This is a genomic window from Roseibium sp. TrichSKD4, assembly GCF_000148725.1.
In the GTDB taxonomy this organism is placed as follows: domain Bacteria; phylum Pseudomonadota; class Alphaproteobacteria; order Rhizobiales; family Stappiaceae; genus Roseibium.
The window spans coordinates 493355-505881 of record NZ_GL476320.1; the positions used below are offsets into that span (position 1 = coordinate 493355).

The 12527-nt window shown below is 55.7% G+C and carries 11 protein-coding genes; 4 read left to right on the top strand and 7 right to left on the bottom strand.

What is annotated here, in order from left to right:
• Position 1: 1 nt before the first annotated feature.
• From TRICHSKD4_RS23115 to TRICHSKD4_RS23125, 3 genes are read right to left on the bottom strand one after another with little or no spacing between them, the layout of a single operon-like run.
• A complete protein-coding gene (locus tag TRICHSKD4_RS23115) occupies positions 2–787 on the bottom strand; it encodes a carnitinyl-CoA dehydratase (RefSeq protein ID WP_009469416.1) in 786 nt (261 codons plus the stop codon).
• Positions 777–2810, bottom strand: a complete 2034-nt coding sequence (locus tag TRICHSKD4_RS23120; protein WP_009469417.1) for an acetate--CoA ligase family protein — start codon at positions 2808–2810, stop codon at positions 777–779. Before TRICHSKD4_RS23120 ends, TRICHSKD4_RS23115 begins: the two co-directional genes overlap by 11 nt.
• A gap of 5 nt (positions 2811–2815) precedes the next feature.
• Positions 2816–3976, bottom strand: coding sequence for an acyl-CoA dehydrogenase family protein (locus TRICHSKD4_RS23125; protein WP_009469418.1), 1161 nt, complete (start codon positions 3974–3976; stop codon positions 2816–2818).
• 77 nt (positions 3977–4053) lie between these two features.
• On the opposite strand from TRICHSKD4_RS23125, the gene TRICHSKD4_RS23130 reads away from it, so the two are divergent.
• Positions 4054–5001, top strand: a complete 948-nt coding sequence (locus TRICHSKD4_RS23130) for a GlxA family transcriptional regulator (protein WP_009469419.1) — start codon at positions 4054–4056, stop codon at positions 4999–5001.
• 8 nt (positions 5002–5009) lie between these two features.
• Here TRICHSKD4_RS23130 and TRICHSKD4_RS23135 read toward each other — a convergent pair whose 3' ends face one another.
• Positions 5010–5657 (bottom strand): TetR/AcrR family transcriptional regulator, encoded by a 648-nt coding sequence (locus TRICHSKD4_RS23135; RefSeq protein ID WP_009469420.1) that lies wholly within the window; start codon positions 5655–5657, stop codon positions 5010–5012.
• A gap of 102 nt (positions 5658–5759) precedes the next feature.
• Between TRICHSKD4_RS23135 and TRICHSKD4_RS23140 the strand changes: the two genes are divergently transcribed.
• The gene (locus TRICHSKD4_RS23140; RefSeq protein ID WP_009469421.1) at positions 5760–7325 is read left to right on the top strand and encodes a trimethylamine methyltransferase family protein; all 1566 of its coding nucleotides are present in this window, start codon (positions 5760–5762) and stop codon (positions 7323–7325) included.
• A 10-nt stretch (positions 7326–7335) separates the two neighbouring features.
• Positions 7336–9381, top strand: coding sequence for an FAD-dependent oxidoreductase (locus TRICHSKD4_RS23145; protein WP_009469422.1), 2046 nt, complete (start codon positions 7336–7338; stop codon positions 9379–9381).
• Positions 9382–9419: 38 nt separating this feature from the next.
• Here the strand turns inward: TRICHSKD4_RS23145 and TRICHSKD4_RS23150 are convergent, their stop codons facing one another.
• Positions 9420–10196 carry a DUF3108 domain-containing protein gene (locus TRICHSKD4_RS23150; protein WP_009469423.1) on the bottom strand — a complete coding sequence of 259 codons (777 nt, stop codon included), beginning with the start codon at positions 10194–10196 and terminating at the stop codon, positions 9420–9422.
• Between the two features lie 125 nt (positions 10197–10321).
• Entirely contained in the window at positions 10322–10891 is a 570-nt protein-coding gene (locus TRICHSKD4_RS28585) for a hypothetical protein (protein WP_009469424.1), read from the bottom strand.
• A 173-nt stretch (positions 10892–11064) separates the two neighbouring features.
• Here TRICHSKD4_RS28585 and TRICHSKD4_RS23160 point away from each other — a divergent pair, with 173 nt between their 5' ends.
• Complete coding sequence (locus tag TRICHSKD4_RS23160; RefSeq protein ID WP_009469425.1) at positions 11065–11691, top strand: LysE family translocator; 627 nt, start codon at positions 11065–11067, stop codon at positions 11689–11691.
• Between the two features lie 52 nt (positions 11692–11743).
• Here the strand turns inward: TRICHSKD4_RS23160 and TRICHSKD4_RS23165 are convergent, their stop codons facing one another.
• Positions 11744–12184 (bottom strand): glyoxalase superfamily protein, encoded by a 441-nt coding sequence (locus TRICHSKD4_RS23165; RefSeq protein WP_009469426.1) that lies wholly within the window; start codon positions 12182–12184, stop codon positions 11744–11746.
• Positions 12185–12527 lie beyond the last annotated feature (343 nt).

Genomic DNA, 12527 nt, shown 5'->3' on the forward strand with positions numbered 1-12527 from the left:
CTTATCGGCCTTTCCAGACCGGATCGCGTTTTTCGGCAAAGGCGCGGGCGCCTTCCAATTGATCTTCCGAGCGGTAGAGTTTTTCGACAGTTGCAAACTGGCTCTTGGTGATGCGGTTCATTGCATCCTGAAACTTCATGTCCTCTGCTTCCCGCACAACTTCCTTGATTGCCGCATAAACAAGCGGTGGACCGGAGGCGAGAAGCTCAGCCAGCTTGCGGGCTTCAGTTATCAAGTCGCTTGCTGGATAGATGTGGTTGATCAGTCCCCAGCGGGCGGCTTCTTCCGTATCAAGCCAGCGACCGGTGAACAGCATTTCCATGGCAATGTGATAGGGAATGCGTTTGGGCAGCTTGATACTGGCGGCATCTGCGACCGTGCCCGAGCGAATTTCCGGTAGGGCGAATGTGGCGTGTTCTGCCGCTAAAATGATATCGGCAGATAGGGCCAGCTCCAATCCGCCGCCGCAGCAAATGCCGTTAATCGCTGCGATCACTGGCTTGTTGAGACCGCGCAACTCCTGCAAACCGCCAAAGCCACCAACTCCATAGTCCCCGTCCACCGCATCGCCGTCAGCAGCTGCCTTCAGATCCCAGCCGGGGCAGAAGAACTTCTCTCCAGCCGCAGTGATAATGGCAACACGCAGCTCCGGATCATCGCGAAATTCCGTGAACACATCGCCCATGATGCGGCTTGTGGCTAGATCAATCGCATTGGCCTTTGGTCGGTCCAACGTGACCTCCAAAATATGACCCCGGCGTTCTGTCTTGATCGGATTATCCGTCATCTTGTCCTCCACACCGGATCAATGCATCGGCGGCAATTGCAAAGTCCGGTCCGCACAAAAGCGGGTTGATTTCAATTTCTTCGATTGGATGTGCCATCACACAGGCCTGCACGGCCTCTATTGTGTCGAGAACGGCATCTAGATCACAAGCAGGCTGGCCCCGATAGCCGGTGAGCTGCCGCGCGACCTTCAAGGAAAGCAGGCTCTCACGAACTGCTTCTCGGGAACTGGGCACCAGCAAAGAGACACTGTCTTTAAGAAGTTCGGTGAGCACGCCACCAGCGGCCAACGTCAGGACGAAGCCGTGCGCTGGATCACGCACCACACCAATCAACAGCTCGGCAATTGTCCCGGTCACCATTTCTTCAACAAGGAACTGGTTTGTCGGCATTCTGTTTGCCGCCTCCTGAACCGCCGCCCGATCCGTTAGGCCCAGAATAACTGCCCCGGCCTCAGTCTTATGAGCAATGCCCGTGCCCTTCAATACAACCGGAAAGCCAATGGCTTTTGCAACGTCAGCGGCTTCGTCAGCGCCTGATGCTGACTTGTTTACCGGGATGCGAACGCCGTGATCTTTAAGCAACGCTTTAGACTTTGCCTCATTCATTGTTCGGATGTCATTTGCAGGCGGCACTGAATGAAGGGGGGCGGCAGTTTGGGGGGCAAGAGACCCCAGAGCTTCGATGGCTGAGAGCGCTTCGTCAAAGCCGCAAAGTGGAACAATTCCCCGCTCAAGCAGATCCTGAGCAATCGTCTCCGGCATGGTCTCTGGCAGGGAACTGAGGATACCGAATGGTTTTCCGGTGATCGACTTGGCCTGCTCAACGGCGTCGATCACTTTCATCCACTCGGCCATCGAACACCTATCGGGCCGTGGAAAATCGAGCACGACAAGTCCGAGCTCGGCTCCTCCGTCGACCATGTGAGAAAAGGTGCGGCTCATCGCATCAACATCACCCCAGATATAGGTGTGATAGTCCAATGGATTGGCCAACGCGACCTTGAGGCCAAGTACATTCCGTAAACTCGCCTTTTGATGGTCGGAGAGGGCGGGGAAGCTGATTTTACGTCCGGTTGCCGTATCGGCCATCAAATTGGCTTCGCCGCCCGAACAGGAGAGCGACGCTACTTGAGTGTTTGGCAATCTGCCGACCGCATGCGCCAGTTTCAAGGCTTCCAAAAGGGTTGGAAGGTTCGTGACTTCTGCAATGCCCAGCCGACGGAACAAGGCAGATGCTCCTGCCGAACTTCCTGCGAGCGACGCCGTGTGAGAGATTGTGGCCGCTTGCGCCTGTTCGGATCGCCCAATCTTCAGAGCAACCACCGGTTTTCCTGCTAGTCGCGCTCGTTCAGCAAAGGCTTCAAATGCCTTTAGGTCATCCAGTCCTTCTATGAAGAGACCAATTGCCGAAATGGCATCATCAGCCAAAAGGGCAGAGCAAATGTCAGACAGGCCCGTCTGCGCTTGATTGCCAACAGTCACAACGGCTGCAGTCGGCAGACCTCTGGATTGCATGGTCAGATTGATGGCGATGTTGGAAGACTGGGAGACAATCGCGACACCGCGCTTGACCGGAACAAGGCCATGCTGATCTGGCCAAAGCGCGACATTGGCAGTGGCATTCAACAGGCCGTAGCAGTTGGGGCCGAGGATCGGCATGGATCCGGCAGCGTCTTCCAGCGCTGACTGAAGGTCGCCTGCATCTTCAAGTTCTGCGGAAGCTTCCCGAAAGCCGGAAGCAAAGCAGATTGCACCGCCAGCCCCTTTGTCCGAAAGCGCGCGAACAACATCAATGGTGGCATGGCGATTGACGCCGACAAATGCAGCGTCCGGTGCACCCGGCAACTCGTTGATCGATTGGAACGCAGCAACTCCGGCAACCTCTGTCCGCGTTAGGTGCACGGCCCAAATCTCGCCCGAAAACCCAAATTTCCGGTTCTGCTCGATCACCTGTTCGCACCACGTCCCGCCGCCGATAACAGCGATGGATTTGGGACGGAGCAAGCGGTTTAGCGGCGGCATGGGTTTCACACACCCATGGGCCGGAAAATATCGCGGCTGATGATGTGGCGCTGGATTTCGCTGGTGCCATCCCAGATCCGTTCCACACGCGCATCGCGCCAGAAGCGCTCGATGGGGAAGTCGTCCATCAGGCCCATGCCGCCGAATATCTGTAACGTCGTGTCCGTGACATTGGCCAGCATTTCCGTGGCATAGAGTTTTGCGCTGGCGATCTCCCTGTTGGCGGGAAGGCCTTGATCAAGTCGCCAGGCACCAGCGAGGGTCAGCCAGTCCGCTGCATCGATCTCGGTGATCATGTCCGCGATCTGAAAGCTGACACCTTGGAAGCGGGCAATTGCCTCGCCGAACTGCTTGCGCTCGGCAGCATAATTGACCGCATAGTCAAAGCAGCGGCGGGCTCGGCCAACGCTCATGGCGGCCACGGTTAGGCGTGTGGCATAAAGCCATTCATTCATCACTTGAAAGCCACCATCGACTTCGCCCAAAACTTGCGCGTCGGGGAGGCGGCATTTGTCGAAATACAGAATGTAGTTCTTGTACCCCTTGTGGCTGACGGAGTTATAGCCGTCGCGCACTTCAAAGCCCGGTGTGCCGCGATCCACCAGGAAGCAGGTAATCCGCTTTTTTGGACCTCTTGGCGTTTCATCGACGCCGGTCGCGATGAAAACGATAAAGAAATCCGCGTGTTCAGCACCAGAGATGAAGTGCTTGGAGCCTGAGATCACCCAGTCGCCGCCATCGCGCACGGCCTGACATTTCATGCCGCGCACATCCGACCCGGCATCCGGCTCGGTAATTGCCAGCGCATCCATTTTTTCGCCGCGCACAGCTGGCAGAAGATATTTCTCACGCTGTTCGCCTTCGCAGGCCATGAGGATGTTTTGCGGGCGGCCAAAGAAATGGGTGAGGGCCATGGAGCCGCGCCCCAATTCGCGTTCAACAAGAGTGAAATCCATGTGGCTAAGGCCGCCACCGCCAACCTCTTCAGGGAAATTGCAGGCGTAAAAACCAAGGTCGATGCATTTTTGTTTGAGCTCTAGCCCCAGCTCATGCGGCACTTGCCCGGTTTTCTCGACCATCTCCTCATGCGGATAAATCTCTGTTTCAACAAAGGAACGAACCGTCGAAACGATCATCTCCTGTTCTTCGCTGAGACCAAACTGCATGCCGCACTCCTCTTGCGTAACTTTGACAAGAGTGAGACAACTCTCAGAAGCATATCATGCAGGTTTGGTGATAATTCATGCAGAAAAGTGAAAATCCGCAAGTTGAACAGGAAATTTCGGTTTTGCTGTTTGATGAGTTTTCCAATCACTGCCTTGCAAACACCATCGAGCCATTTCGGGCGGCGAACACGATTGCCCGCAAGTCCCTATACAAGTGGACCTTTTTGAGTCTTGCCGGTGGAACTATCACTTCATCCAGTGGGTTGCCGGTTCAGACAGATGCTTGGGGCAAGAATGGCGAGCGAGGAGACATCCTGTTTGTCATGCCGAGCTACGGGTTTCTGGGCTATGCCACGCCGCGCATGAGCGAAATCCTGCGCGCGGCCTTGCGACGGTTCGCCACGATTGTTGGTCTGGATACGGGTGCATGGTTGCTGGCCGCGGCGGGACTGCTGTACAACCGCAAGGCGACCATCCACTGGGATGAGATCGCCCGGTTTGGCGAGGCCTTTCCTTCAGTGGACGTGGTGCCAGACCGTTTTGTATTGGACGGGAGAGTTGCGACTTGTGGCGGCGCGTCAACGGCCTTTGAGCTGGTGCTGGACCTTATCAGTCGGGATCACAGCCCCATGCTGGCTCTGGAAGTTGCGGCCAATTTTATGCACGGCGAAAGGCCAGACCCCGGCCATATGCAAGCGCTGAAAACATCTGACGCAATTGTCCACCGCGCGACAACGCTCATGCGCAAGAACATGGAAGAACCACTCTCCATCCCCGATCTGGCAAGAGTGCTCAAGATCGAGCAAAGACAGCTGGAAGACCGGTTCCGTCAGAAGATGGACCTGACTCCGGCCCGCGTCTACAAGGCCATTCGCCTGCGCGAAGCCCGCCGTCTCGTTGAGCTAACGACCCTTGGCATTGCCGAAATCGCCACGCGCTGCGGCTATCAAGATGCCAGCGCGATGACGCGGGCCTACCGCCTGGAGTTTGGGACAGCGCCAAGGGGGCATCGATCCGGAAATTGATACCGGTCTCAGCTACCAAGGTTTGTGAGGCGAGGACGGCGGTGGGACGTTCTGTGCCGGCTCATGAAGCGCTCAATATCGGCAGAGGTTGGCTGTTTGCCGGTGTAAATTTTCACGTACTCTGGCATGGCTGCAATCCGGGTCCAGCGGTCTTCCTCGATCTTCATCGAGATATAGCCAATCTGCGTGTACATCACGGTATGAGCTCGGGCACGAGCTTCTGTTTCTGCGTAACCGAAGCGAATGAACATGGCATAGAGCGCATTTTGACGCCGCTTGTCCGCATTATCCAGACGTTCATGTAAAGCCGGGTCATTGCGCGCCCAGTTGCGGATCGCGAGATCGAGATCGGCGTCAAACATCGTGTCATCAATCCAGCAGTCAAAGAGGTTGAACATGGCCTCCACGATGGTGTCCGCATAGGCCTCAACACGGGCGATCAAGTTGCCGGTGTTTTTCTCTTCCCACTTTTGAATCATCGCTTCAAGAAGCGCGTCCCGGTCTTTGAAATGCCAATAGAAACTTGTTCGCGACAGGCCAAGCTTCTTGGCAAGCGGCATTACCTTGACCGCTTCGACGCCGCTGTCTGTGAGGATTTCATAGGCAGCTTCCAGCCAGATGGCTTCCGAGCCGCGTTGTGTGTTCGCCTGTTCCATATCCCTCAAGTAGCAATTTCGTCATGCATGAACAAGTAACTTGACATAGGTGTCAATTTTGTAGTCGCTAATGTCAAGTGTCGCTTTGAGGGAGGAAGGCATATGGTGGTTGCAGAAAAGTCGGCGAGGCGATCGCGCAGGGGGGCTGGCAAGGCGAAACGCTCGGGCGAACCGGGCCAGAACCCAACGCTGAAGACACCGTTTATCACCCGGCGCATTCCTCCTTATGAGCTTCTGGATGAAGAAGCGCTGCAAAAGATCGAGGCGACCACCGACCGGATTCTTGCGGAAATCGGGATTGAAATCCGGGAGGATGCCGAGGCTGCCCGCTTGTTCCGGGAGGCAGGAGCTGATGTGATAGAGCAGTCTGCCACCGTCTGGCGGGCAAAGTTCGAACCTGGCATGGTGCGGGAGATTTTGAAGACCGCGCCCGCACGTTTTACCCAACATGCGCGGAACCCGGCCAACACCGTGGAAATTGGTGGGGATGCCACCGTCTTCGCTCCATCCTATGGCTCTCCCTTCATCATGGATATGGAAGAGGGGCGTCGATACGGCACGCTCAAGGACTTTCAGAATCTGATCAAATTGGGCCAGTCTTCGCCGTGGCTGCACCATTCCGGTGGCACCATTTGCGAGCCAACGGATATTCCGGTCAACAAGCGGCATCTGGATATGGTCTATTCCCATATCCGTTATTCAGATCGTGCATTTCTCGGCTCTATCACGGCACCAGAACGCGCAGCGGACAGTGTCGAAATGTGTCGCCTGTTGTTTGGCGAGGAGTTTGTCGACCAGAACTGCGTGATCATGGGCAATTTCAACACGACCTCGCCCTTGGTGCTGGACGGGGTAAGCGCTGCGGGCATTCGCACCTATGCAGCTGCCGGGCAAGGGTCGGTCCATTTGCCGTTTTTGCTGGGCGGCGCAGTCTCACCGCTCACAATGCCGGGTGCCGTGGCGCAGTGCATGGCCGAATCCATGACGTCAGCTGCGCTGGCTCAGGTGGTGCGCCCCGGTGCGCCGGTTATTATCGCGGGCTTCTTGTCGTCCATGTCGTTGCGGTCCGGCTCACCCACATTCGGCACGCCTGAACCGGCACTTGGTTCGCTGGTGATTGGGCAGCTGGCACGGCGGCTGAACCTTCCGCTCCGCATTGCGGGCAATTTCTCCACATCCAAGGCCCCGGACGGGCAGGCGATGCAACAGGGCATGATGTCGATGATGTCTGCCGTGCAAGCCGGCGGGCATTACATCCTGCATTCAGCCGGGTTCCTCGATGGGCTGTTGTCCATGTCTTATGAAAAATTCATCATGGACTGTGACCTCGCCGGAGCGTTGCACGCTTATCTCAAGGGCTTTGAGGTCAATGAAGATACGCTCGGATTTGAGGCGCTTGCGGAACTGGGGCCGGGGGAGCACTTGTTCGGCAGCCAACACACGCTGCGCCACTATGAAACGGCCTATTGGGACAGTGGTTTCAATGATGATCGGACCTATGAAACGTGGTCTGAAACCGGGCGCATTGATGCTGCCCAACGAGCCAATCAGCGCTGGAAGCAAATCCTGAACGATTATGAGGCGCCGCCCATTGATGAGGCGGTAGATGAAGCGATCCGCGATTTCATGGATCGCAAGAAGTCCTCCATGGAAGATGCTTGGTACTGAGGATTACGTCATGTCCAACGATCCCCTTTTGCAACCGTTTCAGCTTAAGCACCTTAACCTTCGCAACCGGATCATGATCACCGCGCATGAACCGGCCTATCCGGAAGACGGCATGCCTAAGGCACGTTATCGCGCGTACCATGAAGAGCGGGCAAAGGCAGGTGTTGCACTGACCATGACCGCTGGGTCAGCTGCCGTTTCCAAGGACAGTCCGCCGGTGTTCAATAACATTCTGGCCTACAAGGACGAGGTGGTGCCCTGGATCCGCGAGATGACCGATGCCTGTCATGAGCAAGGTGCGGCGATCATGATCCAGCTAACGCATCTGGGCAGGCGCACCGGCTGGAACAAGGGCAACTGGCTGCCGTCTGTCTCGTCCACCAAACATCGCGAACCCTCGCACAGAGCCTTCCCGAAACTTGCCGAAGACTGGGATCTGGAGCGTATCATCAAGGATTACGCCGATGCCGCCGAACGCATGAAAGCAGGGGGCATGGATGGTGTCGAGCTGGAAATGTACGGTCACTTACTTGACCAGTTTTTATCACCTTTGACCAATGATCTGGACGGGTCTTACGGGGGTGAAAGCGCAAAAACGCGAGCCCAGTTTCCAACGGCGGTGATCAAGGCAGTTCGCGAGAGGGTTGGGTACGATTTTATCGTGGGTATTCGCCTTGTGGCTGATGAGGCCGCAGATGGCGGTATTGTTCCTTCTGAGGGGTTCGCCTTTGCCAAAAGGCAAGGGGATGACGGGCTGATTGACTTTGTGAATGTCATTCGCGGACGCATCCACACAGACCCCGCCTTGACCGATGTGATCCCGGTTCAAGGCATGAAAAATGCGCCACATCTCGACTTTGCCGGTGAGGTGAAGAAGGCAACCGGATTGCCAACTTTTCATGCGGCGAAAATCCCGGATGTTTCCACCGCACGCCATGCGATTTCAGCGGGGCTTCTCGATATGGTCGGCATGACACGTGCGCATATGGCAGACCCGCATATCGTGCGAAAGATTGTTGAGGGCCGGGAGGATGACATTCGTCCTTGCGTCGGCGCGACCTATTGTCTGGACCGGATCTATCAAGGCGGTGAGGCTCTTTGCATGCACAACGCGGCAACTGGCCGCGAACTCACCATGCCGCATGTGGTGGAGCCGTCTGCTACGACAAAGAAGGTCGTTGTTGTTGGGGCAGGGCCGGGTGGTCTGGAAGCGGCAAGGGTGGCCGCAGAGCGTGGCCACGATGTTACCGTGTTCGAGGCGCAACCGGACCCCGGTGGGCAGGTAAGGCTGACGGCGCAGTCTCCCCGAAGGCGGGAAATGATTTCGATCATCGACTGGCGCATGGAGCAATGTACGGCGCGGGGTGTCGAGTTTCGGTTCAACACATGGGCGGAGACAGAGGATGCCACTAGCCTGAACCCGGATGTCGTCATCATTGCAACCGGCGGCTACCCGAATGTGGAACTGTTTGAAACCGGCAAGGACAATGAAGTTGTTGCAACGGCGTGGGACGTGATCGCCGGAGATGTGAAGCCAACAGGCAGCGTGCTGATCTATGATGAAAGCGGCGACCATCCCGGATTGATGGCAGCGGAAATCGCCGCCAATGCGGGTGCATCCGTGGAGGTCATGACCCCGGACAGAACCTTCGCGCCCGACATCATGGCCATGAACTTGGTGCCTTATATGCGAAACCTGCAGGACAAGGATGTCACCTTCACCGTGACCCGTCGGCTACTGGATGTGGTCCGCGATGGAAATCGCCTTAAGGCGACAATCGGTACGGATTACAGCGACCTCCAGTCCGAAAAACACTACGACCATGTGATCGTGAATTACGGCACCATGCCACTGGCTGACCTCTATTTTGATTTGAAGCCACTATCTTCCAACGGTGGGGCGGTGGACTATGACGCCCTGATCGACGGCCAGCCCCAAGCGCATGAGCGCAATCAGGACGGCCGGTTTCAGGTGTTCCGCATTGGCGATGCTGTTTCGGCCCGCAACACGCATGCGGCGATCTATGACGCTTTGCGGCTGGTAAAGGATATCTGATACAGGGCTGGGCAGTCTGTAACTGCCCGGCCATCAGGTCACTTGGTGGGTTTCATTCGCACTGATGTGACGGAGGCATGCCCGACCGGGGTGTCTAGACTCGCCTTGTAGAGAACCAGATACGGTTGGCCTTTGATTTCCGCCAAATGCACCTCACCGGAGCGATTGGCTTGCAAGTCTTTGATCGTTTTCCGGTTCGGGCGGTGGCCAGCAATGGGCTTGTATTGCGCAGAACAGACCAGCATTGGCCCGGAATAGTTTTTGCGGCTGCCCTTATGGCGATATTGGCGCTTGTACTTCATGACCAGATCATAGCGCTCACGGCCATCATAGATCTTCAGCGTTCTGTTACAGCTCTCCGGATGCATGCCTTTCGGCGCAGGGAAAACCAAGGCACTCATTGGGTCAACAATGCCCTTTTGGTGCGCGCTGGTCAGCTTGATGCGTTGATCCATCTTGTCCTGTTTCGGGTGAACGGAGCGCGATGTGACGGTCCCTTTGTTCATGGCCAAGTTCACCTTGTTCGGCTTGCCCTCACCAACCGCGTCCATTTTGAAAACGCTTGGTTTAACGGTGGCGTTTGAAACCGTCCCTTTGGCGGAGACAGTGGCCTGTGCGTCTGATACCAGCCTTCCAAAGGCTGCCATGTTGCCGCTGCCACTCAGCGAATAGCTGTCACCTGAAAACGACATGCTCAACCGGCCTTCGCCGACTTTCACTCCAATCAGATTGACATGGTATTTGACATAAAGTCCCTCTGCCTGTGCGGGGAACGACAGCAGAGCGGCCAGTGCAGCGAGTGGTAACAGACGCATGGTTCAAAGGACCTCTTGATGAAACATGCTGAGTATATGCCAAAACTGACGTTGCAGAACGCTGAAAGTGTCGTTCAGCCAGCGTTCATCTGGTCCCAAGTGGCTTCCAAGGCACCGAGGAAATTCTACTGGATGATAATCATTGGAAACCAATGGCTGTCCGGATCACCTTCTTCCAGATGTTTTGCTTTGAGCGGACGTAATTCGCCTTCGCTTGGAGGGACTGCCAGTCGGTCCATGTCCACTTCATGCAAACGTCCGATGAAGCGACCTTTCTCCTGTTTAAGTTTGTAGTAGACCCCGTTCCACATGTTGATGCCGTAGTCAGTAGCGCCCTTCCAGATGAAGAGAAGGTCATACTCAAGGTCGGTGAGATCATTTCCGATCAAGGTCCGGCGGTTCTCATAAGGATAGGGAACATGGCACCAGTGTTTTTCCGGTCCGGCCACGCATTTGAACGGACGCATGGAGAGGAAGTAATCGCCAAACGCTTCTTCTTTTAACGACAGTAAGTATTCGACGCCGTCGTCTGTCGGTGAAAAGGAGATCGTGCCGATGGTGGTTCCTTCGGATTTCCCGTCAGTGAGTTGAACTGTCTTGGTGCCAATTAACGCCTCAGCTGCTGACCCTTCTTGTGCTTCAGCTTGTGCAGCCGTTGAAAAGCACAACAATAGCCCGATCAAAATTCTCCGCATTGTCCCCTCCCGTTTTCAGAATCTTATCGAGTGGAGGTTTGAACGAACACTCGATCAGCCATCACAAAGGCGTGGGTTGGACCAAAGAAGGAGGGCGGAGAGGGGATTGACCACCCGAGGAAGACATGGTCAACCTTGCCTTTAAAGTTGATTTTTAAAGGTAAGTTTGGCGTATGATTCCGTTTGATGTTTTGAGCCTTTTTTTTGTCGCCTCGCTGGCACTAGGCGCAGCTCCGGGGCCAGACAATATTTTCGTTCTGACCCAATCCGCCCTTTATGGCCGTCTGGCGGGCATTGTTGTCACACTTGGCCTGTGTTCAGGCATCTTCGTGCATACGGCAGCCGTTGCGCTGGGCGTGGCCGCGATCTTTCAAACATCTGCGCTGGCCTTCACGGCCCTGAAGATTGCCGGAGCCGGATACCTGTTCTATCTCGCGATTGGCGCGTGGCGGGCAGGGGCCTCGGATATCGCGGACAACAAGCAACCGCGTTTGCCTCTTCCAAAGCTCTATTTGCGCGGTGTTGTAATGAACATCACCAACCCGAAGGTCGCGATCTTCTTTCTGGCGTTTCTACCGCAATTCGCAGATCCGGTCAGAGGGCCTGTCGCGCTGCAGATCATTGCGCTTGGCGGTGTATTCGTGGTCGCAACGCTTTTGGTGTTTGGGGCTGTTGCCATTGGTGGCGGTACGCTTGGAGGGTTTTTGCAGCGCTCACCTTGGGCTCAAGCCATGATGAACAAGGTCGCCAGCGTGATCTTTGCAAGTCTCGCCATGCGCCTGATCATGACGGAGCGGTGACTGAAGACGAAAGTAAAAAGGCCCGCTCATAGAAGCGGGCCTTTGATTGCGATCAGATATTCAACTGCAAATGCGGCTGGCCATCTGAAGTTTTTTCCTTCGTGTGCCCATCCGGACCAATGGTCCCGTGAATGCGTTTCCGGAAGGAGGAAAAGCTGTCGAAGGTGACAACATCCATCGGCGTGTCAAAGTCGATGCCTATGCGTTTCCAGCCTTGGCCATTGATAGTTTCCAGTGAAATCACGGTACCGGTAAAGACATGGCCGAGATATTTGCCAGAGACCTTTTCGCCAAGCGCAAACTCACTTTCTGACTGGTTACCGGCGGCAGCATGGAACGTGTTCCAATCGCGATAGCCAAATTGACTGGCAATCAGCTCCAGTGATTTACTGTGGCTGATAGCAGTACCATCTGCTTGAAGCTGGGTGCGAAGACGTTTTGCCTGTGCCTTGGCATCATCGAGGCGCGGCAAGGACATATGGGTATTGGGCATAGTTCTGCTCCACTGCGCGTCCAACAGCGAACCTGGATGGGTCCCGCATTGCCATCCGCGCGTGACGCGGAGTTTCTACAGAAATCAATATCTGTGACAGGACTTCACCATGTTTCCAAGGAAACTGCGGAAGGCTGGTGCCTGCGACCAAGCCCTTATCTGGGAGCACGGCTGCCCTTTGTCAAGAGCGGTGGCGGGAACAGGAATAAGCGGAGAGCGGGCAGCGCTCGCTCTCCCAGACTGTCGCGTCTATTTATCCCAGTATTCTTTTGCAAGACCGAGGAGGAAATCGCCAGAATAACCCGGATAGGCCGTTTTCATGTTCGTGATGTACTCGTCGGGG

What these genes read in the sequence shown, in the direction of transcription:
- TRICHSKD4_RS23115 (WP_009469416.1), bottom strand. Translation starts at nt 787, where the DNA reads ATGACGGATAATCCGATCAAGACAGAACGCCGGGGTCATATTTTGGAG.
- TRICHSKD4_RS23120 (WP_009469417.1), bottom strand. Translation starts at nt 2,810, where the DNA reads ATGCCGCCGCTAAACCGCTTGCTCCGTCCCAAATCCATCGCTGTTATC.
- TRICHSKD4_RS23125 (WP_009469418.1), bottom strand. Translation starts at nt 3,976, where the DNA reads ATGCAGTTTGGTCTCAGCGAAGAACAGGAGATGATCGTTTCGACGGTT.
- TRICHSKD4_RS23130 (WP_009469419.1), top strand. Translation starts at nt 4,054, where the DNA reads ATGCAGAAAAGTGAAAATCCGCAAGTTGAACAGGAAATTTCGGTTTTG.
- TRICHSKD4_RS23135 (WP_009469420.1), bottom strand. Translation starts at nt 5,657, where the DNA reads ATGGAACAGGCGAACACACAACGCGGCTCGGAAGCCATCTGGCTGGAA.
- TRICHSKD4_RS23140 (WP_009469421.1), top strand. Translation starts at nt 5,760, where the DNA reads ATGGTGGTTGCAGAAAAGTCGGCGAGGCGATCGCGCAGGGGGGCTGGC.
- TRICHSKD4_RS23145 (WP_009469422.1), top strand. Translation starts at nt 7,336, where the DNA reads ATGTCCAACGATCCCCTTTTGCAACCGTTTCAGCTTAAGCACCTTAAC.
- TRICHSKD4_RS23150 (WP_009469423.1), bottom strand. Translation starts at nt 10,196, where the DNA reads ATGCGTCTGTTACCACTCGCTGCACTGGCCGCTCTGCTGTCGTTCCCC.
- TRICHSKD4_RS28585 (WP_009469424.1), bottom strand. Translation starts at nt 10,891, where the DNA reads ATGCGGAGAATTTTGATCGGGCTATTGTTGTGCTTTTCAACGGCTGCA.
- TRICHSKD4_RS23160 (WP_009469425.1), top strand. Translation starts at nt 11,065, where the DNA reads ATGATTCCGTTTGATGTTTTGAGCCTTTTTTTTGTCGCCTCGCTGGCA.
- TRICHSKD4_RS23165 (WP_009469426.1), bottom strand. Translation starts at nt 12,184, where the DNA reads ATGCCCAATACCCATATGTCCTTGCCGCGCCTCGATGATGCCAAGGCA.